Here is a 25255-nt window from a genome sequence, read left to right on the forward strand (position 1 = left end):
ATCCGGCCAGAACGAGATGCCTTGTTTTCGAGAAAGAAGCAGGATCATCAGGTGTTTCATTCCTACCCGCCTCAGATCGTGCTGGAGGCCGTGCTCAACGGACTTCTGACCGGCGCCGTCTATGCCCTGGTCGCACTCGGGCTGACCTTGGTCTACGGCGTCCTGCACATCATCAATTTCGCCCATGGCGCGCTCCTGACGCTCGCCATGTTCGCGGTGCTGATGGTCCATCTCGGCCTCGGCCTCGATCCCTATTGGGCCATTCCGGTGCTGGCGCCGCTGTTCTACGGCCTGGGCTACGGCCTGCAGCGCCTGGTCATCGGCCCGGCGAGCCGCAATGACGACGGCTCGATCCTGCTGGTGACGCTCGGCCTGTCGATCGTGCTGGAAAACGCGCTGCTCGCCATCTTCCGCTCGGACACCCGCGCGCTGACCCTCGACTACTCGTTCCAGGTGGTCGACCTCGGCTTCGCGCTGCTGTCGCTGCCCCGGGTCATCGGCTTCGGCGTCGCCATCCTGGTGGCGGTGCTGCTCTGGGCGATCCTGGCGCTGACCGATACCGGCAAGGCGATCCGGGCGGTGGCCAAGGAGAAGCTGGGCGCGGCGCTGGTCGGCATCGATGTCCGCCATATCTATGCCGTCACCTTCGGGCTCGGTACGGCCTGCATCGCGGTCGCGGCGTGCCTGCTCATGCCTTCCTTCTACGTCAATCCGCGTGTCGGCAACGCCTTCGTCCTGGTCGCCTTCACGGTTGTCGTGCTCGGCGGCATGGGCTCGATCCCCGGGGCGCTGATCGGCGGCCTGGCGATCGGCGTGGTCGAGAGCCTGTGCGGCCTCTATCTCGGCGAGAGCCTCGGCCAGATCGGCATCTTCCTGATCTTCATCCTGGTTCTGCTGTTCCGCCCCACCGGCCTGTTCGGAGCCAAGGCATGAGGCTGCGCGACTTCCGATCGGTCATCCTGGTGGTCGCGCTGCTGGCGGTGCTGCCGCTCGCCGTGCCGCTGCTGGTCGGCACCGGCCTTGCCGCCGGCGCCAATCTCCTGGTCAACCTGCTGGTCTTCGCGCTGATCATCACGCTCGCCGCCCAGGGCTGGAACATTGCCGGCGGTTATGGCGGCCAGTTCTCCTTCGGCCACGCCGCCTTTTTCGGCACCGGCGCCTATGCCCAGGCGATCCTGCAGACGCGCTTCGGCATCAATCCCTGGGCAGCCCTGCCGCTTGCCATCGCCGCCGGCGCATTCGCCGGCTTCGTCATCGGCTATCTCGCCTTCCGGGCGCGGCTGCGCGGCTCCTATTTCGCCCTGGTGACGCTCGCCTTCGCCGAGGTGTTCCGGATCCTGGCCAATGCGGCGCCGGTCACCGGCGGCGCCGCGGGCATCCTCTTGCCGCTGGACGTGCGCATCGGCAATTTCCAGTTCGCGGCGCGCGAGGGCTTCTTTTATCTCGCGTTGGCGCTGGTCGCCCTGGTCCTGGTGATCAATCGCGCCATGGAACTGTCGCGCTTCGGCGCCTATCTGGTCGCGGTGCGCGAGAACGAGGACGCGGCGCGCGCGCTCGGCGTCGATACGCTGAAGGTGAAGCTGCAGGCCATCACCCTGTCGGCGGCGATCACGGCGATCGCCGGCGCGCTCTACACCCAGAAGTTCCTCTATATCGACGCCAATATCGCCTATGGCTCGTGGATCTCGGTGGAGGCGCTGCTCGCGCCGATCATCGGCGGCATCGGCACGCTGTTCGGCCCCTTGTTCGGCACGCTGACCCTGCTGGGCCTGGGCGAACTCGCCAAGATTGGCATTCACGCGCTGTTCGGCACGGCCGTGCCAGGGGTCGACCTGGTCGTCTACGGCGTGCTGCTGATCGCCGCCATCGCCTTCGCCCCCCAGGGCGTCACCGGGCTCGCCCGGCGCCTCGCATTCGGGGGAGGCCGCTGATGCTGAAGGTCGAGGGCGTCACCAAACGGTTCGGCGGCCTGGTCGCGGTCAATGACGTCACCATGCAGGTCGAGGCGGGCACGATTTCCGGGCTGATCGGCCCGAACGGCGCCGGCAAGACCACGCTGTTCACCATGATCTCCGGCTTCGAGCAGCCGACCGCCGGACGCATCCTGTTCGAGGGCCAGGACATTACCGGCCGGAAGCCCGAGGCGCTTGCGCTGATGGGCATTGCCCGCACGTTCCAGATCGTCCAGCCCTTCGCCGGGTTGAACGTCTGCGAGAACATCGCGGTCGGCGCCTATCTGCGCCATCAAGGCCGCGACAGCGCGCTGGCCAAGGCCAGGGCGGTCGCGGCCCGGGTCGGTCTCGGCGCCGATCTCGACAAACCGGCGGCATCCCTGACGGTCGCCGGCCGCAAGCGCCTGGAACTCGCCCGCGCGCTCGCGACCGAACCGCGCCTGCTGCTGCTCGACGAGGTCCTGGCCGGCCTCAACCCTTCCGAGATCCGCGACATCCTGCCGGTGATCCGGGCAGTGCGCGCCACCGGCATCACCATCCTGATGATCGAGCACGTCATGCAGGCGGTGATGAGCCTCTGCGAGACCGTCCACGTCATCGCCAACGGCCGCACGATTGCGCAAGGGTCGCCGGCGAGCGTCGTCGGCGATGCCGGCGTGGTGGAGGCCTATCTCGGCCACGGCGCCGCCAAGCGGCTCAGCACGGAGGCCGCCCATGGCTGAACCCTTGCTTGCCATTGACGGCCTGCATGCCGGCTACGGCGCGACCGAGATCCTGCGCGGCCTGACCATGACGGTCGAACCCGGCGAGATCGTCGCCGTGCTCGGCTCCAACGGTGTCGGCAAGACCACGCTGAACAAGGTGCTGTCGGGCGTCTGCGCGGCGACGTCTGGACGCATCCGCTTCCTCGACCACGACATCACCCGGGCCTCATCCCAGGCGATCGTCGATCTCGGCCTGATCCATGTGCCGGAGGGCCGGAAGATCTTCCCGAACATGACGGTGAAGGAAAATCTGGAGCTCGGCTCCTACCGGCGGGGCAAAGCCAACAGATCGAGCAATCTGGACAAGATATTCGCAATCTTTCCCCGTTTGAACGAACGGGTGGGACAATTGGCCGGCACGCTCTCGGGGGGCGAACAGCAAATGCTCGCCATCGGCCGCGGGCTGATGGCCGAGCCGCGGCTGCTCATCCTCGACGAACCCTCGCTCGGCCTTTCGCCGCTGCTGGTCGAGGAGATGTTCCAGCTGGTCGCCCGCATCAATGCCGAGGGCCTCGCGGTCATGCTGGTCGAGCAGAACGTCGTGCAGTCGCTGGAACTGGCAAGCCGCGCCTTCATCCTGGAGAACGGTGTCTTCGCCCTGAAGGGCAGGGCGCAGGACCTGGCCGCCGATCCCGAACTCAAACGCGCCTATCTGGGGCTCTGACCATGAGCATCGTCACGCCTGGTGTGAAGACCGCCACCGAACTCGCGGCCGAGCCGCGTTCGCAATGGCTCGCCGAATGGGGGCGGTTCGCCGCCAACCTGACCTTTCACGACCTGCCGACGCCGGTCGTGGCCAGGACCAAGCAGGTGATCTTCGATTGCATCGGCGCGATCGCGGCGGGCATGGCGGAACCTGAAATGCAGGCGCTCGTCATGCGGCTCGGCGCGCTCGACGGCATCGGCTCCTCCCAGGTGATCGGCAGTTCGAAGCGGCTGTCGGCCTCCAACGCGGCCTTTCTCGGCGGCACCGCCGGCACCATGCTCGAACTCGACGAGGGCAACCAATATGCCCGCGGCCATCCCGGCATTCATGTCGTGCCGGCGGCCCTGATCGCCGCCGCGCGCATGGGCTGTTCCGGCGAGGAACTGATCACCGCGGTCGTGCTCGGTTATGAGATCGGCGCGCGCATCGGCATAGCATGCAAGCTCAATGTCGCCATGCACCCGCACGGCACCTGGGGCACGGTCGGCGCGGCGGTCGCCGTCGCCAGGCTGCACGAGGCCGATCCCGAGGCCATGATCGAAACCATCAACGTCGCCTCGTCGCTGGGGCTGACCACCAGCCGCAAGACCATGCTGGAGGGCGCGACCGTCAGGAATTCCTTTGCCGGCTTGTCCAACAAGCTCGGCCTGCTCGCCTGGGAAATGGTGGCCGCCGGTTTCGGTGGCGAGCGCGACGGCGTCGCCACCGTCTACGGCACGGTGGCGGCCGGCGATTTCCGGCCCGCGGCGATGACCGACGAGCTCGGCGAACGCTACGAGATCGCGCGCAATTATTTCAAGCGCCACGCCGCCTGCCGCTACACCCATGCGGCGCTCGACGCGCTCGCCGACATCGTCAAGCAGGCCGGCGGCAAGGTCGATCCGCAGGCCGTGCTCGGCGTCGACGTCGCGACCTATGTCTGGGCCGCCCAGCTCGACGATCCCGAACCCAGGACCATGCTGGCGGCGAAGTTCTCGCTGCCCTTCGCGCTCGCCACCACCCTGGTTCACGGTCGCGCCTCGATCGAGGCGTTCCGCGACGCGGCGCGCGCCGACAAGGTCACCAGGGCGCTGGCGAGCCGGGTCCGGGTCGACGAGGATCCGGCTTTGACCGCCATGCTGCCGGCGGCGCGTCCGGCACGGGTCACGCTCAGGCTCGCCGACGGGCGGGAACTGACGGCGACCGCGATCACCAACAAGGGCGATACCGAAGATCCCTATGCGGCGGATGAGGTGGAAGCCAAGTTCGTCGACATTACCAGCCCGCTCTGGGGCGAGGCCAAGGCCAAACGCGTGATCGCCGCGGTCAAGGCGCTCGACACCGATTTCGACCCGCAGCGCCTCCTGGCGCTTCTGCACATATCCGGAGACGCCTGATGCAAAACACGGCCCAGATCCTGCGCGCGCGCCTCCAGCAACGTCCCGTCCTGGTGGCGCCCGGCGTCATCGATCCCCTGACCGCGGTGCTGGCGGTCAATGCCGGCTTCGAGGCGCTCTACCTCACCGGCGCCGGCATCGCCTATTCACGGCTCGGCATGGCCGATGTCGGATTGACCACCATGACGGAGGTGACCGAGGTCATCGCCCGTATCGCCGACAAGGTCGACGTGCCCCTGATCGTCGATGGCGATACCGGTTTCGGCAATGCCATCACGGTGCAACGCACCATGCGCTTCTTCGAGCGGGCGGGTGCCGCCGCCATCCAGATCGAGGACCAGACCTTCCCCAAGCGCTGCGGCCATCTGCGCGGCAAGGACGTGGTGCCGGTCGAGGAAATGGTCGGCAAGATCAAGGCCGCGGTGGATGCCCGCATCAACGGCATGCTGGTCATCGGCCGGACCGATGCCGGCGCCGTCGAGGGCTTCGAGCGCGCCTTCGAACGGGCCGAGCGTTATGCCGAGGCCGGCGCCGACATCATTTTCGTGGAAGCGCCGCGCACCACCGAGGAACTGGCGGCGGTGCCGAAGGCGCTCGGCGGCAAGCGTCCGCTGATGGCCAATATGGTCGAGGGCGGGCGCACGCCGATGACCCCGGTGCGCGAGCTGGAGGCCATGGGTTACGACCTCGTGGTGTTTTCCGCCGGTGTGGTGCGCGCCATGGCCAGGACCGCGCGGTCGTTTTACGATACGCTGAAGGCGGACGGCACCTCGGACGCCATTCGCGATCAGATGTATTCCTTCGACGAGCTGGCCGAAATCGTCGGCACCACCGAGCTGCTGGAGCAAGGCCGCAAATATGATGCGGCGGGGGGCGGGTCGTGAGTGCGCTCGACCCGGTCACCCTGGCCGTCCTGAAGGGGCGGCTCGAGCAGATCGCCGACGAAATGGACGCGACGCTCTACCGCTCGGCCTTCAATCCGATCATCGCCGAGGCCCGCGACGCCTGCCACGGGCTCTATCACCGCGACACCGGCGACACCCTGGTGCAGGGCACCAAGGGCCTGCCGATCTTCGTCGGCGCCATGGCCTTCGCGGTCAAGGCGGTGATCGACAAGGTGAAGCTGCAAGGCGGTCTCTCCGCCGGCGACACCTTCATCTTCAACGACCAATATGTGGGCGGTACCCATCTCAACGATTTCCGCCTGGTCCGGCCGATCTTTCGCGACGGGCGGCTGTTCTGCTGGCTCGCCTCGGCCGGCCATTGGCTCGATATCGGCGGCAATGTGCCCGGCGGCTACAATCCGGTCGCCACCGAGAGCTTCCAGGAGGGCGTGCTGATCCCGGTGGTCAAGCTGGTCGCCAAGGGCGAGCTGCGCCAGGACATCGTCGATATCCTGGCCGCCAATTCGCGCCTGCCGCATTCCAACTGGGGCGATCTCAACGGCCAGCTCAACGCGCTCGATCTCGGCGAGAGGCGGCTCGGCCAGTTGCTCGACGACTATGGCGATACGATCGTCGACCAGGCCTTCGCCGCCTTTTCCGACCGGGCGGAGGCCTTGATGCGCGAGGCGATCAGCGCGCTGCCCGACGGGCGCTACGCCTTCGAGGACTATCTCGACAATGACGGCATCACCGACGAAAAGCTGACCGTGGCGCTCGACCTGACGATCTCGGGCGACACGATGACGCTCGATTTCTCGCGCTCGTCGCCGCCTTGCCAGGGGCCGATCAACATCTCGACGGCGACCACGGTCGCCGCCTGCTACGTCGCCTTGAAACATGTCTTCACCGAGGTGCCGGCCAATGCTGGCTGCCTCCGGCCGATCGGCTTCGTCATCCCCGACACGACCTTGCTCGGCGCCCGCGCGCCCAAGCCCATGGCCGGTTATACCGAGACGATCCTGCGCCTGATCGGCGTGGTCTTCGGCGCGCTCGCGGTGGCCGTGCCCGAGCGGGCCACCGCTGGTCCGTTCGGCACGATCAACGCCCTGTCGATCGCCGGCCATCGCGCCAATGGCGCGCGCTGGGTGATGTTTTCCTTCTTCGGCGGCGGCCTCGGTGGCAATCCGGAAAGCGACGGCCTGAGCCACGCCAACAATCCGATCTCGACCGCCACCATTCCTCCCGTCGAGATCCTGGAGGCCGCCTATCCCGTGATGTTCACCCAATGGGCGCTGCGCCCGGATTCGGCCGGCGCCGGCGAGCACCGTGGCGGGCTTGGCGCGGTCTATGAGATCGAGCTCCTGGACACGCCGGGCGCCGAGGTCTTCCTGCTCGGCGAGCGCGGCCGCTATGCGCCATTCGGCGTCAATGGCGGTTCGGAGGCGGCGCTCAACCGCTTCTCCTGGACCGATGACGGCGGCACTCATGTGCCGCCCATGGCCTCCAAGATCACCGGCGTGAAACTGAAGCGGGGCCATCGTGTCAGGCTGGAGACGCCGGGCGGCGGCGGCTTCGGCGATCCGGCGCGGCGCGATCCGCAGGCGATCGCCCGCGACATCATCTTCGAATATGTGACGCCGGCCCATCTCGACGAGCATTATGCCTCGGGTTCCTGCGATCTGCCGGGAGCGGCGTCATGACCGGCGGCAGCGGCAACAAGCTCGTCGGCGTCGATGTCGGCGGAACCTTCACCGACCTGTTCTTCATGGACGAGGCCAAGGGTACGTTCCTGACCGGCAAGGTGCCGTCGAACCGCGGCGACGAGGCGGTCGGCTTCCTCGAAGGCCTCAGGACCTTCGGGGCGCTCGAAGGCCTCGGCTCGATCGTCCATGGCACGACGGTCGGCACCAATGCGCTGCTCGAGCGCAAGGGCGCGCGGGTCGGGGTCATCACCACGCCGGGCTTTCGCGACGCGCTCGAAATGCGCCGGCGCGACCGCCGCAATACCTGGGGTCTGTGGGGCGACTTCACCCCGATCGCCGACCGCGACGTGCGCGTCGAGGTTGCCGAGCGCACCCTCGCCGACGGCACCATCCGCCATGCGGTCGATCCCGAAGAGGTGCGCCTGGCGGCCGAGGCGCTGGTCGCCAAGGGCGTCGTGGCGCTCGCCATCATCTTTATCAATTCCTACGCCAATCCAGCCAATGAACGGGCGGCGGCTGCGGCGGCACGCGCCGTCTGGCCGAACGAGCACGTCTCGGTATCATCGGAAATCCTGCCGGAAATCCGCGAATTCGAGCGCGCCTCGACCACCGCGCTCAACGCCTATTTGCAGCCGGTGGTCGGCTCCTATCTCGCCAAGCTGGAGGCGGCGCTCGCCGGCGAGCGGTTCGGCGGGCCGTTCCACATCGTCCAGTCCAATGGCGGCGTCATGTCGACGGCGACCGCGCGCCGGCTGCCGGTGCGCACCGCGCTGTCCGGACCGGCCGCCGGTGTCATCGCGGCCGCCGCGATCGCCGGAGCCGCCGGTTATCCCGACGTGATCACCGGCGACCTCGGCGGCACTTCCTTCGACGTCTCGCTGATCGCGGGCGGCGAGGCGGCGCTCGCCGCCCAGACGACCATCGATTTCGGCATGGTGATCCGCAATCCCATGATCGAGATCACCACTATCGGCGCCGGCGGCGGCTCCATTGCCCATGTCGACAAGGGCGGCCTGCTGGAGGTCGGTCCGGAAAGCGCGGGGTCGCGGCCGGGCCCGGTCGCCTATGGCCAGGGCAATGACCGGCCGACGCTGACCGACGCCAATGTCGTGCTCGGCCGGATCAACGCCGAGCGGCCGATCGGCGGCGTGCTCCGGCGCCTCGACGTCGAGGCGGCGGCCGACGCGATCCGCCGGCATGTCGGCGACCCCCTCGGGCTTGGTCCGCACGAGGCCGCCGAGGCGATCATTCGCGTCGCCGATGCCCGCATGGCCGGCGCCATCCGGCTGGTTTCGATCGAACGCGGGCATGATCCGGCCAAGTTCGCCCTGGTGCCGTTCGGCGGCGGCGGCGCGTTGCATGCCGGCGCGCTGATCGCCGATATCGGTCTGAAGGCGGCGCTGGTGCCGCGCTTTCCGGGCGTCACCTCGGCCATGGGCTGCGTCATCGCCGATATCAGGCACGACCAGGTGCAGACTTTGAACCTGGCGCTCGACGGGCTGGACGCCGAGACGCTCGACCGGCGCATGGTCCGCGAGGGCGAGGCGGCGCGTGCCGTGGTCGCGGCCGCCGGCCTCAGCGTCGAGCGCATCGACGTCACCTTCGAGCTCGACATGCACTATCTCGGCCAGACCCACACGGTGGCCGTGCCGCTGCCGGTGACGCTCGCCGACGGGCGGACCGGCATTACCGGCGAGATCACCGCCAGGGCCTTCGAGACCGCCTATTCCCGGGCCTTCTCGCGGCTGCTGCCGGGGCTGGGCGTGCGCATCGTCAACCTGCGCACCGCCGCGATCGGCCGGCGTCCGCAGATCGACCTCGGCGCCCTGGCGCCGGGGCCGGACGCCTCGGTCGCCAAGGCGCGCATCGGCGAGCGCAAGGTCTGGTTCGGCGGCTGGCGCGACACGGCGATCTGGTCGCGGCTCGACCTGCCGGTCGGCGCCGTCGTCGAGGGCCCGGCCATTCTCGAGCAGCCCGACGCCACCACCGTGGTGCCGCCGGGCCAGCGCGGCCGGGTCGACCAGCTCGGCAATCTGATCGTGGAGCGCGGCTGATGAACCTTGCGTCGACGGCGCTGCTCCTCTGCGACCTGCAGAACGACTTCATTCATCCGGACGGCGCCTATGGCCGGGCGGGACAATCGGCCGAGGCCATCGCGGCGGTGCCGGCCCGGGTGAAGCCGCTGGTCGACCGTGTCCGCGCCCATGGCGGATGGATCATCTCGACCCATTTCACTCTGGTGCCGGGCAAGGGCGGCGAGCCCTTCATCTCGGCGCATCTGAAAAAGCTCCGGCCTTTCCTCGCCAAGGGCGATTTCCTGCCCGGCGCCTGGGGCCACGACCTGGTCGACGATCTCAGGCCGGCCGACATCCAGGTCGAGAAGGTCGCCTTTTCCGCGTTCTACATGTCCAGGCTCGAATGGGTGCTGAAAAAGGCGGGCGTGGAGCATCTCCTGGTCTCGGGCATCGTCACCAATGGCGGCGTCGCCTCGACGGTGCGTGACGCCCATGTCCGTGATTTCGAGGTGACGGTCATCGAGGATGGCTGCGCGGCTTTTTCGCCCCATATCCATGCCGAGGCGATCGCGGGGCTGAAGCCGGTGGCACGGATCGCCACCGTGGCGGAGCTGATGGCGGAGATCGGTGGGTGAGGGCCGGGGGAAGGCGAATGGCGAATAGCGAATGGGGCATGCGGCGAGACGCGCGCGACCAACCCTCTCCCATAGGGAGAGGGTTATCTGGCGGAGCGAGAACTCCCATGTCCCGCGTGCTCGTCGATGACCTGCCTTTCGACACCACCATTCCCCTCGCCATTATCGGCGGTGGCGCCGCGGGCCTTTGCGCGGCGCTGGCCGCGGCCGAAACCGGTATCGACCCCGTCGTGTTCGAACGCGACCCGCTGCCGCAAGGCTCGACATCGCTCTCCGCCGGCCTGATTCCGGCGCCGGCGACCAAAGCGCAGCTTGCCTCCGGCATCGCCGACAGCGTCGAACGCTTCGCAAGGGATATCCAGGCCAAGGCCCATGGCGAGGCCGATCCCACGGTGCTGAAGCTCGCGACGGAAGGGGCGGGGCCGGCCGTCGACTGGCTCTGCGACCGCCATGGCCTCGCCTTCACCGTCATTGACGACTTCTCCTATCCCGGCCATTCCGCCCGGCGCATGCACGGGCTCGCCTCGCGCTCGGGCGCCGAGCTGATCGACCGGCTGCGCGCGGCCGCCGAGCAAGCCGGCGTGGCGATCATGACCGGCGCCCATGTCACGGCGCTGGTCGCCGCGGCCGACGGCACGGTGCGCGGCCTGGAGCTGACCCGGCCGGATGGCGCGACCGAGCGGATCGGCGCCGGGACGGTGGTGCTCGCCTGCAACGGCTATGGCGGCAACAAGGCCCTGGTCGCAACCCATATCCCGGAGCTGGAACATGCGCTCTATTTCGGCCATGCCGGCAACCAGGGCGATGCGGTCCTTTGGGGCGAGGCGCTGGGCGCCGGGCTGAAACACATGACCGGCCATCAGGGCCATGGCTCGGTGGCCCATCCGCACGGCATCCTGATCTCCTGGGCGGTGATCATGGAGGGCGGCTTCCAGGTCAATGCCGCGGGCAAACGGTTCTGGAACGAGGCCCAGGGCTATTCGGAAGCCGGCGTCGCCGTGCTCGGCCAGCCCGGCGGCATCGCCTGGGACATTTTCGACGGACGCATCGCCGGGATTGCCGGCCAGTTCGACGACTTCAGGCGGGCCGAAGCCCAGGGCGCCATCGTCGCGGCCGAAACGCCGGAAGCGCTCGCCCACGCCATGAAGATCTCCCCGCAAGCGATTCGCGCGACTCTCGAATCGGTCTCGGAGCTCAAGCGGAATGGCGGAATCGATTTCTCAGGACGCGACTGGTCTGGCTCGCCGCAACTCGAGCCGCCTTACCGCGCGGTGCGCGTGACCGGTGCGCTGTTCCATACCCAGGGCGGGCTTCGGGTCGATGATCACGCGCGCGTCCGCCGGCCCGACGGATCGGTGCTGCCCAATCTTTTCGCGGCAGGGGGCGCGGCGGTGGGGGTGTCAGGTCCGCATTCGTCAGGCTATCTTTCCGGCAATGGCCTCGTGACCGCCGTCGTCCTCGGACGCATTGCGGGGGCCGAGGCGGCCAGACAGGTTCTTGATGCCAGTTGATATCGAGGGGCTTCGCCCGATCCTCGCCCGCGTCAAGGCGACGCCCGCCAGCGCCCATCCCGATGAGTGGATGGCGGCGGCCTGTCCGCAGGCGACCGTCGAACAGCGCTTCCAGTTGAGGGCCATGCTGGCCGAGGCGCCGGAACCGTCGTTCGAGCGCGACGCCAAACGCATTCCGGCGTTGCAGAAGCTGCTGGCCAAGCTGAAGCTCGCCGCCTTCTTGGTGCCGCGGGCCGACGAGCACCAGGGCGAATATATCGTGGCGCGCGCCGAGCGGCTGAAATGGCTGACCGGCTTCACCGGCTCGGCCGGTTTCGTCGTCGTCCTGCGCAAGGAGGCCGCCCTGTTCGTCGACGGGCGCTACACCTTGCAGGCGCCCGCCGAGACCGATGCCAGCGTCATCGCATGCCGCCATTTCAAGAAGCCGCCGGCGATCGAATGGCTCGCCGGCAAGGTCAAGGCCGGCGACCGCGTCGGTTACGACCCGCGCGTCACGCCGGTGAGCGAGGCCGAGCGCTGGCGCGATGCGCTGGCCAAGGCCGGCGCCGAACTGGTGGCGCTCGACGACAATCCGATCGACCAGCTCTGGGCCGACCAGCCGGGCGACCCCTTCGCCTCGGTTCACGCCCATCCGCTGGCTTTCGCCGGCGAAGAGAGCGCCGACAAGCGCGCCCGCCTCGGCGAGGAAATCGCCCGGCGCGGCGCCAGGGCAACGGTGCTGAATCAGCTCGATTCGATCGCCTGGCTCCTCAATGTCCGGGGCGGCGACACGCCCTCGACGCCGCTGGTGCAGAGCTTCCTGGTGCTTGCCGCCGATGGCCACGCCACCTGGTTCGTCGACCAGCGCAAGCTCACCGCGGGCCTTGCTCATCATCTCGGCAATGGCGTCACCATCCGCCCGATCGAGGCCTTTGCCGACGGCCTGAAGGATCTGGCGGGCGAGACCGTCTCGATCGAGCCGGACACCGCCACCGCCTGGATCAAGGCGCAGCTCGAACAGGCCGGCGCCAAGGTCGTCCGGGGGCCCGATCCGACTGTCCTGCCCAAGGCGCGCAAGAACCCCGCGGAACTCGCCGGCACGCGAAAGGCCCATGTCCGGGACGGCGCCGCCATGGTGCGTTTCCTCGCCTGGTTCGACGCCGAGGCGCTGGGCCTGAGCGAATTGCAGGTGATGGCCAAGCTCGAGGAGACCCGTGGCGAGGACCCGATGTATCGGGGGTCGAGCTTCACCACCATTGCCGGTTCCGGCCCGAACGGCGCCATCGTGCATTACCGGGCGACCGAGGCGACCGCCCGGCCGGTCGAGACGGGTACGTTTTTCCTGCTCGATTCCGGCGGCCAATATGGCGACGGCACCACCGACATCACCCGCACCATTCCGGTCGGCCGGGTGCCACGTGAGCTGAAGCGGCATTTCACCCTGGTGCTGAAGGGCCATATCGCGGTGGCCACGGCGCGCTTTCCCAAGGGCACCGGCGGCATCGCCATCGACGCATTCGCGCGACGTCATCTCTGGGCCAACGGGCTCGATTTCGACCATGGCACCGGCCATGGCGTCGGCAGCTATCTCGGCGTCCACGAGGGGCCCGCCCGCATCTCGCCGCTCAGCCAGGTGCCGCTCGACCCCGGCATGATCCTGTCCAACGAGCCCGGCTATTACAAGACCGGCTCCCACGGCATCCGTATCGAGAACCTGCTGGTGGTGCGCGAGGCGGCGGCCGAGGGCTTCCTGGAATTCGAGACGATCACGCTGTGCCCGATCGACCGGCGCGCCATCGATATCGGACTGCTCGACGCCACGGAGCGGGCCTGGATCGACGCCTATCATGCCCGCGTGGCCAAGGCGCTGGCGCGCCAGCTCGACGGCGCCGCGCTCGCCTGGCTCGTCCGGATGACCAAGCCATTGTGACGGCCGAGCGTGTAACCAGGGCCAAGCTGCCGCGTTCGGCCGGAGCAACCGGCCGCGGTCCCGTATCATATTTGTTTTGTTGTCTTTTTCCTGCTTGAAGCGGATTTTGCCAATATTTTGTTAAGGCTGTTCGCTGATCGTCCCCACTGGGCTGAAACCATTGGGGACCCTATGCGCCTTCTGAATCGTCTGCCGCTCGCGGCCAAAGTTTCCGCGCTTGCGGCGTTGCTGATCACGGTCGTCGCCGCCGGCGCCGCCTGGTACACGGTCGCGGAGATCGGCACCCGGATGGATGCCATCGTCGAGAGCCAGCTGAACGAGCGCATGATATCCAACGCGAAGGCGCTGGAACTCGGTGTCGCCGGGGCGGCGATCGAGCGCAACGCGGCCGGCGCGCTGCTGCGCATCAAGCTGCCCGGACTGCCCAAGGAAGGCGATCACACCATTGTCGATCACGCGGTCGACACCGCGACCATTTTCCGCGTCGATCCCGCCAATGGCGATCTCATTCGCTATTCGAGCTCGGTCAAGACCGAACAGGGGCAGCGTTCGGTCGGCACCCGCATTCCGGCGTCGGCCCGCATCGCCCAGGGCATTGGCCGGGGCGAAGTCGTCACGGATTACATCTTCCTCGCCGGCATCAACCGGATCGCCCGTTATTTGCCGCTCGTCGGTCAGGACGGCAAGGTGGTCGGGGCGGTTGCCGCCGGCGTCAGCAAGGCCGAGGCCGAGGCGCTGGCCGCCGGCATGCGCAACAGCGTCCTCGCCGCGCTCGCCATTCTCACCCTGGTCGCGGCCGCCGGCGTCTTCATCGTGCTGTCGCGCCTGCTGAAGCCGGTCCGCGAGGTGGCTGACGCCATCAATGCGCTGGCCGAGGACAAGCCGGTCGCCCCCTTGCGGCACGCCGCCCGCCAGGACGAGGTCGGTCTGATGGCGCGGGCCGTCGACAGCCTTGCGGCAAGCCTCGCCGAGCGCGCCGAAATGCGCGCCAGCGAGGACGCCCGGGTCGCCGGCGATATCGAGCGTCGGACCCGCGTCGAACTGGCGATCCGTACCTTCGATGCGGCCATCGGCGAAGTGGTCGAGCATGTCGCATCGCGCGCCCGCGCCGTCGGCGAAGCGTCCGGCACCGCGTCCGCCTCCGGCGAGGCAGCCGAGACCGGTGCCCGCGAGACGGTGGCGGCGACCGAGGAGACGCTCAGCCGCGTCACCGGCATCGCCGGCGCGACCGAGGAGCTCAACGCTGCGATCGTCGAGATCCGCCGGCAGACCGAGGAAGCGCTCAACGTATCGGCGGAAGCGACCCGGGCGGTCGAATCCGCTTCCGGCGACGTCGGCGGCCTTGCGTCGACGGCGGAGAAGATCGGCGAAGTGGTGCAGCTCATTCGCGCCATCGCCGAACAGACCAATCTGCTGGCGCTCAATGCCACGATCGAGGCGGCGCGCGCGGGTGAGGCGGGCAGGGGCTTCGCGGTGGTCGCGAGCGAGGTCAAGCAATTGGCGTCGCAGACGGCGCGCGCCACCGAAGACATTGCCGGCCAGGTCTCGGCCATCCAGCAGGCGACTGGCCGCACCGTGTCGTCCATGACCGGCATTTCCGACACGGTGGTGAAGATGCGCAACGCCAGCGAGGCGATCTCCAGCGCGATCGACCAGCAGGCCATGGCAACCCGCGAGATCGGCGTCAGCGTCGAAAGCGCGGCGGCCGTCGCTCAGGAGGCCGGCCAGGCGATCGGTACGGTATCCGAGCGCATCGGCGCGGTCGGCTCGGCCGTCCAGTCGCTGAACCAGGTGGCGACCGGCCTCGACAGCGATGTCACCGCCCTGCGCGACGCGGTGGGCACGTTCCTCGGCGCCGTCAAGGCGGCGTAAGTTCGCTCCGCGGCCGACAAGCTGAAAGCCCGCCCGGCATTGCCGCGGCGGGCTTTTTTCATGGGATTGGAGACGGGTCAGGATTGCGCGCGCTTCAACGAACCCTCTCCCAGAGGGAGAGGGTGGCCGCGTCAGCGGCGGGGTGAGGGGTCGTCCATCTCCAGAGAGGGCGGCATGCGGCGCGAGCGTCGGCTGCAGTCCTGAGAGGTTACGCCCCTCACCCGGCGCCTGACGGCGCCACCCTCTCCCTATGGGAGAGGGTTGGTTTGCAGGTGCCATTGCACGCATAGCGAACTTCGGAGGCCGTCAACTGGCGCGTGGGTGTCGCTCGATCCGCACTCGCCGCCCTTCTATTCGCCCCCTTACCCCTGGAACAGCACTTCCACGCCCGCCGCCATGCGCAGCATGCGCCGGTCCTGGCCGGCGAGCGCGGTCATCATGAAGCCGACCGGCAGGCCCTTCACCTGCGGGCAGGGGATGGAGACGCCGCAGAAGTCGAAGATATTGCCGACCGTGGTGTTGCGCAGCACCAGGCCGTTGGCGGCCCAGAACTGGTCGTCGGAGGCGATCAGGTCGAAGATCTTCGGCGCCCGGATCGGCGTGGTCGGCAGGATCAGCGCGTCGATATCGGCGAGCCGGTCGCGCATGCGCCGGATCAGCTCGGTCCGCTTGTTGATCAGGCGAATATAGTCGGAAGCGGTTGCCTTGGCGCCGATGCGAATGCGGGCGAGCACGCGCGGATCGAAGTCGCGGGCCCGCTCCTCCAGCCATTCTGCATGGACGGCGGAGGCCTCGATCGCCACGAAGGGTGCTTTGGCCATGGCGTCGGTGAGTTCCTGCAGGAGGTCCTCGATCGACACGTCGGTAATGCGCGCGCCGGCCTTGGCGAGCTTGGCCACCGAGGCTTCGAAGGCCTTCTCGACCTCGGGTTCGGTCTGGCCGAACAGCCGGCCGCGCGGCACGCCGAGCCGCAGGCCGGAGACCGGCGCCGGCTCCAGCGCCCAGGGCTCCTCGCCGGCCAGCACCGCGTCGGTCGCGGCGCAGTCGGCGATGTTGCGGGCCAGCGGCCCGATCGAGTCGAGCGCATAGGACAGCGGGAAGGCGCCGGTCTTGGGGATCCGGTTGGCGGTCGGCTTGAAACCGACGCAGCCATTGAGCGCGGCGGGAATGCGGATCGAGCCGCCGGTATCCGAGCCGAGCGCCATCCGCGCCGTGCCTTCGGCGACCGAGACACCGGCGCCGGACGACGAGCCGCCGGGCACCCGGCTCTTGTCGGCGGCATTGCCGGGCGTGCCGAAATGCGGATTGATGCCGATGCCGGAAAAGGCGAATTCGCTCATATTGGTCTTGCCGACGATGACCGCGCCGGCCTGCCTGAGCCGGGCGATGACGGGAGCATCGCTCTTGGCCGCCGGCCGGTTGCGCAGGATCGACGAGCCCGCCGTGGTGGTCTCGCCGGCGACATCGAACAGATCCTTCACCGAGATGACCCAGCCGTCGAGCGGCGACAGGCAGACCCCGGCCTTGGCGCGCGCATCGGCCGCGTCCGCCTCGGCGCGAGCCCGCTCGGTATAGACCTTGGTGTAGGTGACGCGGCCGTCCGAGTTCGGGTCATCGATACGGGCAAGCGAGGCTTCGAGGGCGTCACGTACGGCTGTGGACATCGGGATTCTCCATGGGGTGACGGACTGTCGGGGAGGGACCGGCGGCGGTCAAGTTGACGAAACGAGACCCGGCTTGCGGCCGGGCCTCGGGATTTCGCCAATGGATCTTGGCTGTCAGATCGCCTCGACCCCGCACCATTCGGCGACGAACAGCGCCATGGTGCCGGTCGAGCGCTTCAGGCTGGCAATGCTGAAGCGTTCGTCGAAGCCGTGCGCCAGCTCGCAATAGGGGCCGTAATTGAGCGTCGGGATCTTGTCGAACAGCGCATAGACGCGGCCGTCGAGATAGGCCGGCAGCACCTGGGCGGTGAGCGGCGCGCCATTCACTCTTTGATGCGCCCGGCCGAGCACGGCTTCGGCTTCCGAGCCGGGTTCCAGCACGTAGCCTTCCGTGGTGAAACCGTTCCAGGTAATGCGCGGCGGATTGTTGGCCAGGAACCGGTCCTCGCGGGTCGCCTTGGCAACGGCATCCTCGATGGCGCGCATCATCTGCTCGGGCTTTTCCCCCGGGAAAATCGCGATGCGGCAATCGAAGGTGCACCAGGCCGGCACCGAGGAGGCCCAGTCGCCGCCCTTGATCTTGCCGATATTCAGATTGATCGGATGCGGCGTGTCCTTGAACAGAGGGAAGTCGCCGACCTTGGTGTTCCAGAAGGCTTCGAGCTCGCGCAGCTTCCGGATGATGCCGAAGGCCGCTTCGATCGCATTCTGGCCATTGCCGGCCTCGCGCACATGGACGGGGAAGCCGGCGACGTCGATCTGGAACCAGACGACGCCGACATTGGTGCGCGTCACCTTCTCGCCCGACGGCTCGGGGATGATCACCGCTTCGCCCTTGTAGCCCTGCAGGTGGCACTGGAGCGCGCCGTTGCCGGTCGATTCCTCCTCCACCACCGACTGCACGGTGACGGTGGAGGCCGGCTGCAGCCCGGTCCGCTTCAAGGCGTCGAACACCGCGAACATCGAGGCATGGCCGGCCTTCATGTCGCCGGCGCCGCGGCCATAGAACCAGTCGCCGTCGATGCGCGGCTCATAGGGCGGGCTCGTCCACATCTTGGTCGGGCCTTCCGGCACCACGTCGATATGGCCCTGCATGATCAGGCTGCGGCCGGTCTCCTGTTTCGGCCGGTGGATGCCGACGACGATCGGGGCCTTGGAATGCTCGGGCGAGAAGGGCGAGCCGCCCGGGTGGCGCTTGATCGCCTCCTCGTCCATCGCGAAACGGTCCATCGCCCAGCCGCGCGTCTTCATCTCGCGGAAGATGAAGTCCTGCACCGCATTCTCCTCGCCGCGCCGCGAGGGAAAGCGCACCAGCGCCTTGGTCAGTTCGAGCTGGTCGGCGAAATTGTCGTCGACGGCTTTCAGGATCTTGTCGGCGAGCGCGGCATCGAGCGGCATGAAAAGCTCCGGGCAGTTCGGCAAAGGGAATGAGGGGAACGCGGCACAGAACCCGCGCGACGATGGTCAGATCGGCTCGACGCCGCACCATTCGGCGACGAACAGCGCCATGGAGCGGGTGACGCGTCTCATGCTGGCGACCGAGAAGCGCTCGTCGAAGCCGTGAATGTTTTCCGAGATCGGGCCGTAGCAGAGCGCCGGCACCTTGTCGTAGAGCGCATAGACCCGGGTATCGAGATAGGCCGGCGTCACCAGCTCCTCGAGCGGCTTGCCGGTGGCGGTCTGATGCGCGCGCGCCAGCACCGCCTCGGCGTCCGAGCCGGGTTCCAGCACATAGCCTTCCGTGGTGAAGCCGTTCCAGACCACCTTGGGCGGGTTGTTGGACAGGAAGCGGTCGTTCAGCGAGGCGCCGGCGATGGTCGCCTCCACGGCCTTCTGCATGGCCTCTGGCCGCTCACCCGGATAGATCGCGATGCGGCAGTCGAAGGTGCACCAGGCCGGCACCGAGGAGGCCCAGTCGCCGCCTTCGATCTTGCCGATATTCAGGTTGATCGGGTGCGGGTCCCGGGCGAACAGCGGGTGCTCGCCTTTCTTGGCGTTCCATTGTGCTTCCAGCCCGCGCAGCGCGCCGATCAGGCCGAAGGCGGCTTCGATGGCGTTCTGGCCGGAGCCGGCATGGCTGACATGGACGGGCAGGCCGGCGACCTCGACCCGGAACCACAGCACGCCGGCATTGGCGCGAATGATCTTTTCCTCTTCCGGCTCGGGGATCAGCACGGCCTCGGCGCGATAGCCGCGCAAATGGCATTGCAGCGCGCCGTTGCCGGTCGCTTCCTCTTCGACCACCGACTGCACGGTGACGGTCGCCGCCGGCTGCAGGCCGATGCTCCCGAGCGCGTCGAACACCGCGAACATGGCGGCATGGCCGGCCTTCATGTCGGCGCCGCCGCGGCCATAAAACCAATCGCCCTCGATATGCGGCTCGAAGGCGGGCCTGGACCACATCGCGTCCGGGCCTGCGGGCACGACGTCGACATGGCTCTGCAGGATCAGGCTGCGGCCGGTCTCGGCGCGGGGCCGGTGGATGCCGACGACGATGGGCGCCTTGGAGTGCTCGGGCGAGAACGGCGAACCGCCGGGATGACGCTTGATCGCGTCCTCGTCCATGGCGAAACGGTCCATGGCCCAACCACGCTTTTCCATCTCGGCGAAGACGAAATCCTGGCACGGGGTTTCCGCGCCGCGCAGCGAGGCGAAGCGCACCAGAGCCTTGGTGAAGTCCATCTGGCGCTCGAAATTGTCGTCGACGGCTTTCAGGATCTTGGCGGCAAGGGCATCATCAAGCGGCATGAGGCGGGCTCCATTCGGCGGCGAGCCTAGCGGCGGGGCAGCCGCGAACAAGCGCGGATGACGCAGCCTTGCTCCGCACATCGGCCCTTGCGAGGCTCGCCCCGAGCGTGTTTGGTCGCCGGCCAGACCTCACAGATTCCAGAATTCGCCGGGATATCGCCGATGAAAGCCGTCTTCACCGATCTGCACCGTGGCCACGATCCCAAGCGTTTCGTCCTGCGCGGCAAATTCGCCCAGGGCGAGGAGCGGCCCGAACGTGCCGACCGGCTGACCGCCGGATTGCAGGCCGGCCGGCACGAGCTCCACCCGGCTGAGATCTTCGGCCAGGGCCCGCGGCTCGGCGTTCACTCGGTCGATTACCTGCGCTTCCTCGAAGAGGCGGCGGCCGAATGGAAGCAATTGGTCGATGCCTCCGACGAGGTGCTTGGCAATGTCCATCCGGTCCGGCGCGGCGGCACCATGCCGCAATCGCTCACCGGCCGGGCCGGCTGGTACATGCAGGACATGGCCTGCGGCATCGGGCCGGAAACCTGGATCGCCGCCTCCTCGGCGACCGACGTGGCCGTCACCGCGGCGGAATTCGTCATCGAGGGCGAGCGTGCCGCCTATGCGCTCTGCCGGCCGCCGGGACACCACGCCTATCGCGACATGGCCGGCGGTCATTGCTTCATCAACAACACCGCCGTCGTCGCGCAATATCTGCGCTCGGTGCACGACCGGGTCGCCGTGCTCGACATCGACATTCACCACGGCAACGGCACCCAGGCGATCTTCTACGACCGGCCGGACGTGCTCACCGTCTCCGTTCATGCCGATCCGAACCGCTTCTATCCGTTCTTCTGGGGTTATGCCCATGAGCGCGGCGAGGGCGCCGGCGAAGGCTTCAACCTGAACATTCCCGTGGCGCTGGGCGCCAACGACACGGCTTATGTCGGTGCGATCGAACAATCGGCCCGCACCATCGCCGCCTTCGATCCAGGCATGCTCGTCGTGGCGCTGGGCCTCGATGCCTCGGCCGACGACCCGTTCGGCGGCGCCAAGGTGACGGCCGAGGGCTTCCGCCGGGCCGGCGAGGCGATCGCCCGAATGGGCCTGCCGACGCTGTTCGTCCAGGAAGGGGGCTATCTCTCCGACAATCTCGGGCCCAATCTGGCGGCCGTGCTGGGGGGCTTCGAGGCGGCCGCCTGATCGGGGATCGCACGAGACCGGGGACGCCACGAAGCCGGGGAAGCCATGAGACCGAAGGGCCGGGGACCACTCGAATCGCTTTATTTCGACTACCCGGTCTTCGAAACGAAGCCGGCTCCGGAGCTTGCCGGGCAATCCAGGCGTCATCCGGTGGTCATCGTCGGCGCCGGCCCGATCGGCATGACGGCTGCCCTGACGCTGGCCCGCTATGGTGTCAGGAGCCTGCTGCTCGACGCCAAGAACACCTTCAACGATGGCAGCCGGGCGATCTGCATCGCTAGGCAGAGTTTCCAGATCCTCGACCGGGTCGGTGCGGTGGCGCCCTTCCTGGAGAAGTCGCTCGGCTGGACCCGCGGCCGCAGCTTCTATCGCGGCCGCGAGATCTACAGCTTCGAGATGCCGCATGGCGCGCATGAGAAGTACATGCCCATGTACAATCTCGAACAGCAATATATCGAGCAGTTCCTGCATGCGGCGGTGGCGCGGAGCGACCTGATCGAGCTGCGCTGGGAGAGTGCCGTTACCGATATCGAGGCCCGTGCCGATGGCGTGACGCTGGATGTCACCTCGCCCCATGGCGCCTATCGGCTCGCCGCCGATTATGTGCTGGCCGCCGATGGCGCGCGCAGCACGATCCGCGGCAGCCTGGGCCTCAGGCTCGCGGGCGCGAATTACGAAGGCCGCTATGTCATCGCCGACGTCCAGATGGACCACGACTATCCGACCGAACGGCGCGCCTTTTTCGAACCCGCCTCCAATCCTGGCGGCACGGTGCTGGTCCACAAGCAGCCCGACCGGATCTGGCGCGTCGACTATCAGCTGAAGGACGGCGAGAGCGAGGAACTGGCCATGCGCGAGGAGACGATCCGCGCGCGGGTCGGCGCCATCCTCGCCGATATCGGCCACCAGGGCGACTGGGCGCTGGAATGGTGGAGCGTCTATTCCGCCAACACGCTCTGCCTCGACGATTACCGCCATGGACGCGTGATCTTCGTTGGCGACAGCGCCCATATCGTGCCGATCTTCGGCGTGCGCGGCTTGAACAACGGCTTTGCAGATGCCGAGAATATCGGCTGGAAACTGGCCTATGTGCTGAACGGCGAGGCCGGCGCGGCGCTGCTCGACAGCTATTCGCCGGAACGACGCGGCGCCACCCTCGACGTCTTTGCCAATGCGACCAAGAGCACCCGTTTCATGACGCCGCCGACCCGCGGCTGGAAACTGGTGCGCGAAGCCGTGCTGTCGCTGGCGCTCAGCCAGGATTTCGCGCGGGCCTTCGCCGATCCGCGCCAGATGGCGCCCTATACCTACGCCGACAGCCCGCTGACACCGTTTGCCGGGCACGATCACACCTTTGCCGGCGGACCGGCGAGCGGCGCGGCCGGGGTGAACGTCAAACTGGCGGCCGGCGGTTTCCTGCTCGACCTGGCCGGCGACGGTTTCATCGCGCTGGTCTTTGCCGATGGTTCCGTGAGCGCCGCCATGGCCGATTGCCTTGATGCCCTGGCGCGCCTCGATCGGCGCTTCAGGGCCGTGATCATCACTCCGGACGGGCAGGGTGGCGCGATCGCCGATCCGGACGGCGCGGTCTTTGCCCGTTATGGCGCACGGCCGGGCACGGTCTATTTGCTGCGCCCCGACCTTCATGTCGCCGGCCGCTGGCGTGACGCCGTGCCGGCCGAGATTATCGCGACCTTGTCGGCCTGCCTCGGGAGAACGGCGCCATGACGTCCAAGCCTGCGCCTCTGCCTTTCGCGAGGCTCGAAACCGTCTATGAGCAGTTGGCCGAAGCCATAGACCGGGCCGGCGAGGCCAATGAAGCGCTGTTCCTGACCAAGCTGGTCATGGTGATGGCGCAGCGCGCCGGCGAGGGGCTGGACTTCGCCGATTGCCTCGCGGTGGCGGGAAAGGACCTCGTGGCATCGGCGGCCGAACGGGCTTCCTGAGGATCGGGACTGCTGGATGGGTGGGTGTGTCCGGCTTCCGCCGCCCCACCACCCCTTCCGTCTTGCCCGGGTTTGTGCCGGGCATCCACGAATTCAGCCGAGCTGGTCGCGGAGATTGGATCAATCCCGGTCCTCGGCGACGCGGGAACAAGTCGTGAATGCCCGGGACAAGCCCGGGCAAGACGATGCAGTGAGCTGACCGCAAGCCCGGCACCCCCGGTCCATGCGCGACCCCAGCGACAGATCCTGGTCCCGGCCATCCACGAATAGCTCGACCGCACAAGCCGGGGATGGCCGTGACAAGCCCGGCCAGGACGCGGTGAGAACCGGAGACGCCCGTCAAAGTCTGTTGTTCGAAAAACAGACCGGTTGTCCTGTTTTATATTTGTGCTAGCGTCCTCCGCTGGAGAAACGTGATGGCGACGGACGAGAGGCGAGGGCGCAAGCGCACGAATGACCCGGACGGCCTGCGCCGCCGGCTGCTCGATGTCGCCTTCGACGCCTTCCAGCGCGCCGGTTATCACGCGACCAGCATTCACGACGTGATGCGGCTCGCCGGTGCCACGGGTGGGGCGCTGCATCATCATTTCCCGACCAAGAAGGCGCTTGGTCTCGGCGTGCTGAACGAGCGGGTCGCTGAGGCCGTCGAGGCCACCTGGATCGCCCCGGTGACCGCCGCCGCCTCGGCGCGCCAAGGCATCCTCGACGTGTTCGACACCATCGCGACGGATCTCGAACGGCAGGGCGGCGTGCGCGGCTGTCCGCTCAACAATCTGGCGCTCGAACTGTCGCTGGCCGACCACGAGTTCCGCATGGCGACGGAAGCGATCTTCCAGCGCTGGCGCGAGGCGCTTGCGCGGTGCTTTCGCGCCGACCGGACCGACGACGCCGACGGCCTCGCGACCTTCGTGGTCGCCGCCTATTCCGGCGCCATGGCGATGGCCAAGGCGGAACAGAGCGCCCGGCCGTTGCGCGCCTGCGCCGTCCATCTGGCCGGGATGCTCGACCGGAGCGGCGCCACGACAAACAACAGCCTGGGGAGACGAGGATGAACCGCATGCGCCTGTTCTACGGTCCGCTCAACATGTTCGGCGCCAAGGTGCAGATCGCCGCCTTCGAGAAGGGGCTCGATTTCGACGTCGTCATGGTGCCCTTCGACATGGACCGGCTCTACGAGCCGAAACATCCGGAGGTGCTGCGCATCAATCCCAAGCGCCAGGTGCCGGTGCTGATCCATGGCGATCTCGAAATCTTCGATTCGACCCAGATCTGCGAATATTTCGAGCATCTGAAACCCGAGCCTGCGCTCTGGCCGGCTGAGCCGGCGGCGCGCGCCCGGGCCCGCCTGACCGAGCACAAGTCCGACGAGGTCTATTTTCCCGATATCATCAGGCTGATGAGCCTGCAGGACCAGCTGGGCGGCGAGCCGGCGGTTGCCGCGCTCACGGCCGCCGGCCGGTTCCATGCCGAGATGGAGCGGCAGGTCGACGGCCGGGACTATCTCGCCGGCGAATATTCCGTCGCCGATATTGCCTTCTTCATGGCGCAGCTCTTCGGCGAGCGCATGGGCGCGCGGCTCACAGCCGACCACCCGAACCTGATCGCCTGGCGGGCGCGGATGACGCAGCGGCCGGCCGTGCGCCGGGTCGTCGGCCCCATGGTCGCCTATCTCGTCTCGGTCGGCAGGCCGATCCCGCCGTTTCTGGCGGATCTGACGGGCGGGCGGCCAACCGCCTGACCGGCTCCGGGCGGCGCATCCGCGTCGACGCGACCTCTTCAGTGTCGCCCGGCAACGGCCTATGATGGCTGCGGGGGCTTTGACGATAATGTCGGAGAGATCATGCGCGCATCCAGGATCGTCGCTGTCGTTGCCCTCTTGGCGCTTCTCCTGCCGGGCGCCGCGCTCGCCGGCGTCAATGTCCGCTTCATCGCCCCCGAGCGCTTCGGCGACCAGGACTTTCGCAGCCCCTACAAGCGCGACTCGCTGATGAAGGAGCTGGAGCGTTACCTGCAGCGGATGGGCGAGCGCTACCTGCGGCCCGGCCAGACCCTCAGCATCGAGATTCTCGATGTCGATCTCGCCGGCCGTTACGAGCCGTTCAACACCCGGTTCAACGATATCAGGGTGATGCGTGACATGACGCCGCCGCGCGTCAAGCTGCGCTACCGCCTCGCAATGGCCGGCCGGACCATTGCCAGCGCCGAAGAGACCGTCTCCGATCTCGACTATCTCACGAATGTCCAGGCGCGCAATTCGAGCGAATGGCTGCCTTATGAGAAGGCCATGCTGCGCGACTGGTTCCGCAGGCGTTTTGCCGAGAACCGCCCGCCGCGCGGGTAGGACAGGGGCGTTTCGAACAGGAGCGCTGCAGCTCGGTCTTC

At 67.9% G+C, this 25255-nt stretch carries 21 protein-coding genes; 18 read left to right on the plus strand and 3 right to left on the minus strand.

The window, feature by feature from the left end:
* The first annotated feature begins 51 nt into the window (after positions 1-51).
* The 12 genes from AC07WJ_RS24700 (at position 52) to AC07WJ_RS24755 (ending at position 15327) form a co-directional block, all read left to right on the plus strand.
* On the plus strand, positions 52-933 hold the full coding sequence (locus tag AC07WJ_RS24700; protein ID WP_494937327.1) for a branched-chain amino acid ABC transporter permease: 882 nt from the start codon (positions 52-54) through the stop codon (positions 931-933).
* Complete coding sequence (locus AC07WJ_RS24705) at positions 930-1931, plus strand: branched-chain amino acid ABC transporter permease (RefSeq protein WP_494937328.1); 1002 nt, start codon at positions 930-932, stop codon at positions 1929-1931. Before AC07WJ_RS24700 ends, AC07WJ_RS24705 begins: the two co-directional genes overlap by 4 nt.
* Positions 1931-2674: an ABC transporter ATP-binding protein gene (locus tag AC07WJ_RS24710; protein WP_494937329.1), complete on the plus strand. Its 744-nt coding sequence runs from the start codon at positions 1931-1933 to the stop codon at positions 2672-2674. The genes AC07WJ_RS24705 and AC07WJ_RS24710 overlap by 1 nt, the downstream gene beginning before the upstream one ends.
* A gap of 4 nt (positions 2675-2678) precedes the next feature.
* Complete coding sequence (locus AC07WJ_RS24715; RefSeq protein ID WP_494937541.1) at positions 2679-3380, plus strand: ABC transporter ATP-binding protein; 702 nt, start codon at positions 2679-2681, stop codon at positions 3378-3380.
* A gap of 2 nt (positions 3381-3382) precedes the next feature.
* On the plus strand, positions 3383-4798 hold the full coding sequence (locus AC07WJ_RS24720) for an MmgE/PrpD family protein (protein ID WP_494937330.1): 1416 nt from the start codon (positions 3383-3385) through the stop codon (positions 4796-4798).
* Entirely contained in the window at positions 4798-5682 is an 885-nt protein-coding gene (locus AC07WJ_RS24725) for an isocitrate lyase/PEP mutase family protein (protein WP_494937331.1), read from the plus strand. The genes AC07WJ_RS24720 and AC07WJ_RS24725 overlap by 1 nt, the downstream gene beginning before the upstream one ends.
* Positions 5679-7382, plus strand: coding sequence for a hydantoinase B/oxoprolinase family protein (locus AC07WJ_RS24730; protein ID WP_494937332.1), 1704 nt, complete (start codon positions 5679-5681; stop codon positions 7380-7382). Before AC07WJ_RS24725 ends, AC07WJ_RS24730 begins: the two co-directional genes overlap by 4 nt.
* Positions 7379-9439: a hydantoinase/oxoprolinase family protein gene (locus AC07WJ_RS24735; protein ID WP_494937333.1), complete on the plus strand. Its 2061-nt coding sequence runs from the start codon at positions 7379-7381 to the stop codon at positions 9437-9439. The genes AC07WJ_RS24730 and AC07WJ_RS24735 overlap by 4 nt, the downstream gene beginning before the upstream one ends.
* On the plus strand, positions 9439-10035 hold the full coding sequence (locus AC07WJ_RS24740) for a cysteine hydrolase family protein (RefSeq protein WP_494937334.1): 597 nt from the start codon (positions 9439-9441) through the stop codon (positions 10033-10035). Before AC07WJ_RS24735 ends, AC07WJ_RS24740 begins: the two co-directional genes overlap by 1 nt.
* 107 nt (positions 10036-10142) lie before the next feature.
* Positions 10143-11546, plus strand: a complete 1404-nt coding sequence (locus AC07WJ_RS24745) for an FAD-dependent oxidoreductase (protein WP_494937335.1) — start codon at positions 10143-10145, stop codon at positions 11544-11546.
* Positions 11536-13455, plus strand: a complete 1920-nt coding sequence (locus AC07WJ_RS24750; protein ID WP_494937542.1) for an aminopeptidase P family protein — start codon at positions 11536-11538, stop codon at positions 13453-13455. The genes AC07WJ_RS24745 and AC07WJ_RS24750 overlap by 11 nt, the downstream gene beginning before the upstream one ends.
* Positions 13456-13626: 171 nt before the next feature.
* Positions 13627-15327: a methyl-accepting chemotaxis protein gene (locus AC07WJ_RS24755; RefSeq protein ID WP_494937336.1), complete on the plus strand. Its 1701-nt coding sequence runs from the start codon at positions 13627-13629 to the stop codon at positions 15325-15327.
* Between the two features lie 362 nt (positions 15328-15689).
* On the opposite strand, the gene AC07WJ_RS24760 is transcribed toward AC07WJ_RS24755, so the two are convergent.
* From AC07WJ_RS24760 to AC07WJ_RS24770, 3 genes are all read right to left on the minus strand, one after another.
* Positions 15690-16991, minus strand: coding sequence for an amidase (locus AC07WJ_RS24760; RefSeq protein ID WP_494937337.1), 1302 nt, complete (start codon positions 16989-16991; stop codon positions 15690-15692).
* Positions 16992-17105: 114 nt separating this feature from the next.
* Positions 17106-18389 carry an ArgE/DapE family deacylase gene (locus AC07WJ_RS24765; protein WP_494937338.1) on the minus strand — a complete coding sequence of 428 codons (1284 nt, stop codon included), beginning with the start codon at positions 18387-18389 and terminating at the stop codon, positions 17106-17108.
* 66 nt (positions 18390-18455) lie between these two features.
* Positions 18456-19739 carry an ArgE/DapE family deacylase gene (locus AC07WJ_RS24770; RefSeq protein WP_494937339.1) on the minus strand — a complete coding sequence of 428 codons (1284 nt, stop codon included), beginning with the start codon at positions 19737-19739 and terminating at the stop codon, positions 18456-18458.
* Between the two features lie 162 nt (positions 19740-19901).
* Here AC07WJ_RS24770 and AC07WJ_RS24775 point away from each other — a divergent pair, with 162 nt between their 5' ends.
* The 6 genes from AC07WJ_RS24775 to AC07WJ_RS24800 all read left to right on the plus strand — a co-directional run bounded on the left by AC07WJ_RS24775 (position 19902) and on the right by AC07WJ_RS24800 (position 25214).
* Positions 19902-20927 (plus strand): histone deacetylase family protein, encoded by a 1026-nt coding sequence (locus tag AC07WJ_RS24775; protein ID WP_494937340.1) that lies wholly within the window; start codon positions 19902-19904, stop codon positions 20925-20927.
* A gap of 45 nt (positions 20928-20972) precedes the next feature.
* Positions 20973-22655 (plus strand): FAD-dependent monooxygenase, encoded by a 1683-nt coding sequence (locus AC07WJ_RS24780; protein ID WP_494937341.1) that lies wholly within the window; start codon positions 20973-20975, stop codon positions 22653-22655.
* Positions 22652-22873, plus strand: a complete 222-nt coding sequence (locus tag AC07WJ_RS24785) for a hypothetical protein (protein WP_494937342.1) — start codon at positions 22652-22654, stop codon at positions 22871-22873. Before AC07WJ_RS24780 ends, AC07WJ_RS24785 begins: the two co-directional genes overlap by 4 nt.
* Positions 22874-23289: 416 nt before the next feature.
* Positions 23290-23925 (plus strand): LmrA/YxaF family transcription factor, encoded by a 636-nt coding sequence (locus AC07WJ_RS24790; protein WP_494937343.1) that lies wholly within the window; start codon positions 23290-23292, stop codon positions 23923-23925.
* Positions 23922-24611 carry a glutathione S-transferase family protein gene (locus AC07WJ_RS24795; RefSeq protein WP_494937344.1) on the plus strand — a complete coding sequence of 230 codons (690 nt, stop codon included), beginning with the start codon at positions 23922-23924 and terminating at the stop codon, positions 24609-24611. The genes AC07WJ_RS24790 and AC07WJ_RS24795 overlap by 4 nt, the downstream gene beginning before the upstream one ends.
* 102 nt (positions 24612-24713) lie before the next feature.
* Positions 24714-25214: a DUF3016 domain-containing protein gene (locus tag AC07WJ_RS24800; protein WP_494937345.1), complete on the plus strand. Its 501-nt coding sequence runs from the start codon at positions 24714-24716 to the stop codon at positions 25212-25214.
* The last annotated feature ends 41 nt before the right edge of the window (positions 25215-25255 follow it).

This window comes from Phreatobacter sp. GW821-FHT04C01, from assembly GCF_059420385.1.

Bases quoted from the DNA above. Each gene is read 5' to 3' on its own strand.
- AC07WJ_RS24705 (WP_494937328.1), top strand. From the start codon at position 930: ATGAGGCTGCGCGACTTCCGATCGGTCATCCTGGTGGTCGCGCTGCTG.
- AC07WJ_RS24710 (WP_494937329.1), top strand. From the start codon at position 1,931: ATGCTGAAGGTCGAGGGCGTCACCAAACGGTTCGGCGGCCTGGTCGCG.
- AC07WJ_RS24720 (WP_494937330.1), top strand. From the start codon at position 3,383: ATGAGCATCGTCACGCCTGGTGTGAAGACCGCCACCGAACTCGCGGCC.
- AC07WJ_RS24725 (WP_494937331.1), top strand. From the start codon at position 4,798: ATGCAAAACACGGCCCAGATCCTGCGCGCGCGCCTCCAGCAACGTCCC.
- AC07WJ_RS24735 (WP_494937333.1), top strand. From the start codon at position 7,379: ATGACCGGCGGCAGCGGCAACAAGCTCGTCGGCGTCGATGTCGGCGGA.
- AC07WJ_RS24740 (WP_494937334.1), top strand. From the start codon at position 9,439: ATGAACCTTGCGTCGACGGCGCTGCTCCTCTGCGACCTGCAGAACGAC.
- AC07WJ_RS24745 (WP_494937335.1), top strand. From the start codon at position 10,143: ATGTCCCGCGTGCTCGTCGATGACCTGCCTTTCGACACCACCATTCCC.
- AC07WJ_RS24750 (WP_494937542.1), top strand. From the start codon at position 11,536: ATGCCAGTTGATATCGAGGGGCTTCGCCCGATCCTCGCCCGCGTCAAG.
- AC07WJ_RS24755 (WP_494937336.1), top strand. From the start codon at position 13,627: ATGCGCCTTCTGAATCGTCTGCCGCTCGCGGCCAAAGTTTCCGCGCTT.
- AC07WJ_RS24760 (WP_494937337.1), bottom strand. From the start codon at position 16,991: ATGTCCACAGCCGTACGTGACGCCCTCGAAGCCTCGCTTGCCCGTATC.
- AC07WJ_RS24765 (WP_494937338.1), bottom strand. From the start codon at position 18,389: ATGCCGCTCGATGCCGCGCTCGCCGACAAGATCCTGAAAGCCGTCGAC.
- AC07WJ_RS24770 (WP_494937339.1), bottom strand. From the start codon at position 19,739: ATGCCGCTTGATGATGCCCTTGCCGCCAAGATCCTGAAAGCCGTCGAC.
- AC07WJ_RS24775 (WP_494937340.1), top strand. From the start codon at position 19,902: ATGAAAGCCGTCTTCACCGATCTGCACCGTGGCCACGATCCCAAGCGT.
- AC07WJ_RS24780 (WP_494937341.1), top strand. From the start codon at position 20,973: ATGAGACCGAAGGGCCGGGGACCACTCGAATCGCTTTATTTCGACTAC.
- AC07WJ_RS24785 (WP_494937342.1), top strand. From the start codon at position 22,652: ATGACGTCCAAGCCTGCGCCTCTGCCTTTCGCGAGGCTCGAAACCGTC.
- AC07WJ_RS24790 (WP_494937343.1), top strand. From the start codon at position 23,290: ATGGCGACGGACGAGAGGCGAGGGCGCAAGCGCACGAATGACCCGGAC.
- AC07WJ_RS24795 (WP_494937344.1), top strand. From the start codon at position 23,922: ATGAACCGCATGCGCCTGTTCTACGGTCCGCTCAACATGTTCGGCGCC.
- AC07WJ_RS24800 (WP_494937345.1), top strand. From the start codon at position 24,714: ATGCGCGCATCCAGGATCGTCGCTGTCGTTGCCCTCTTGGCGCTTCTC.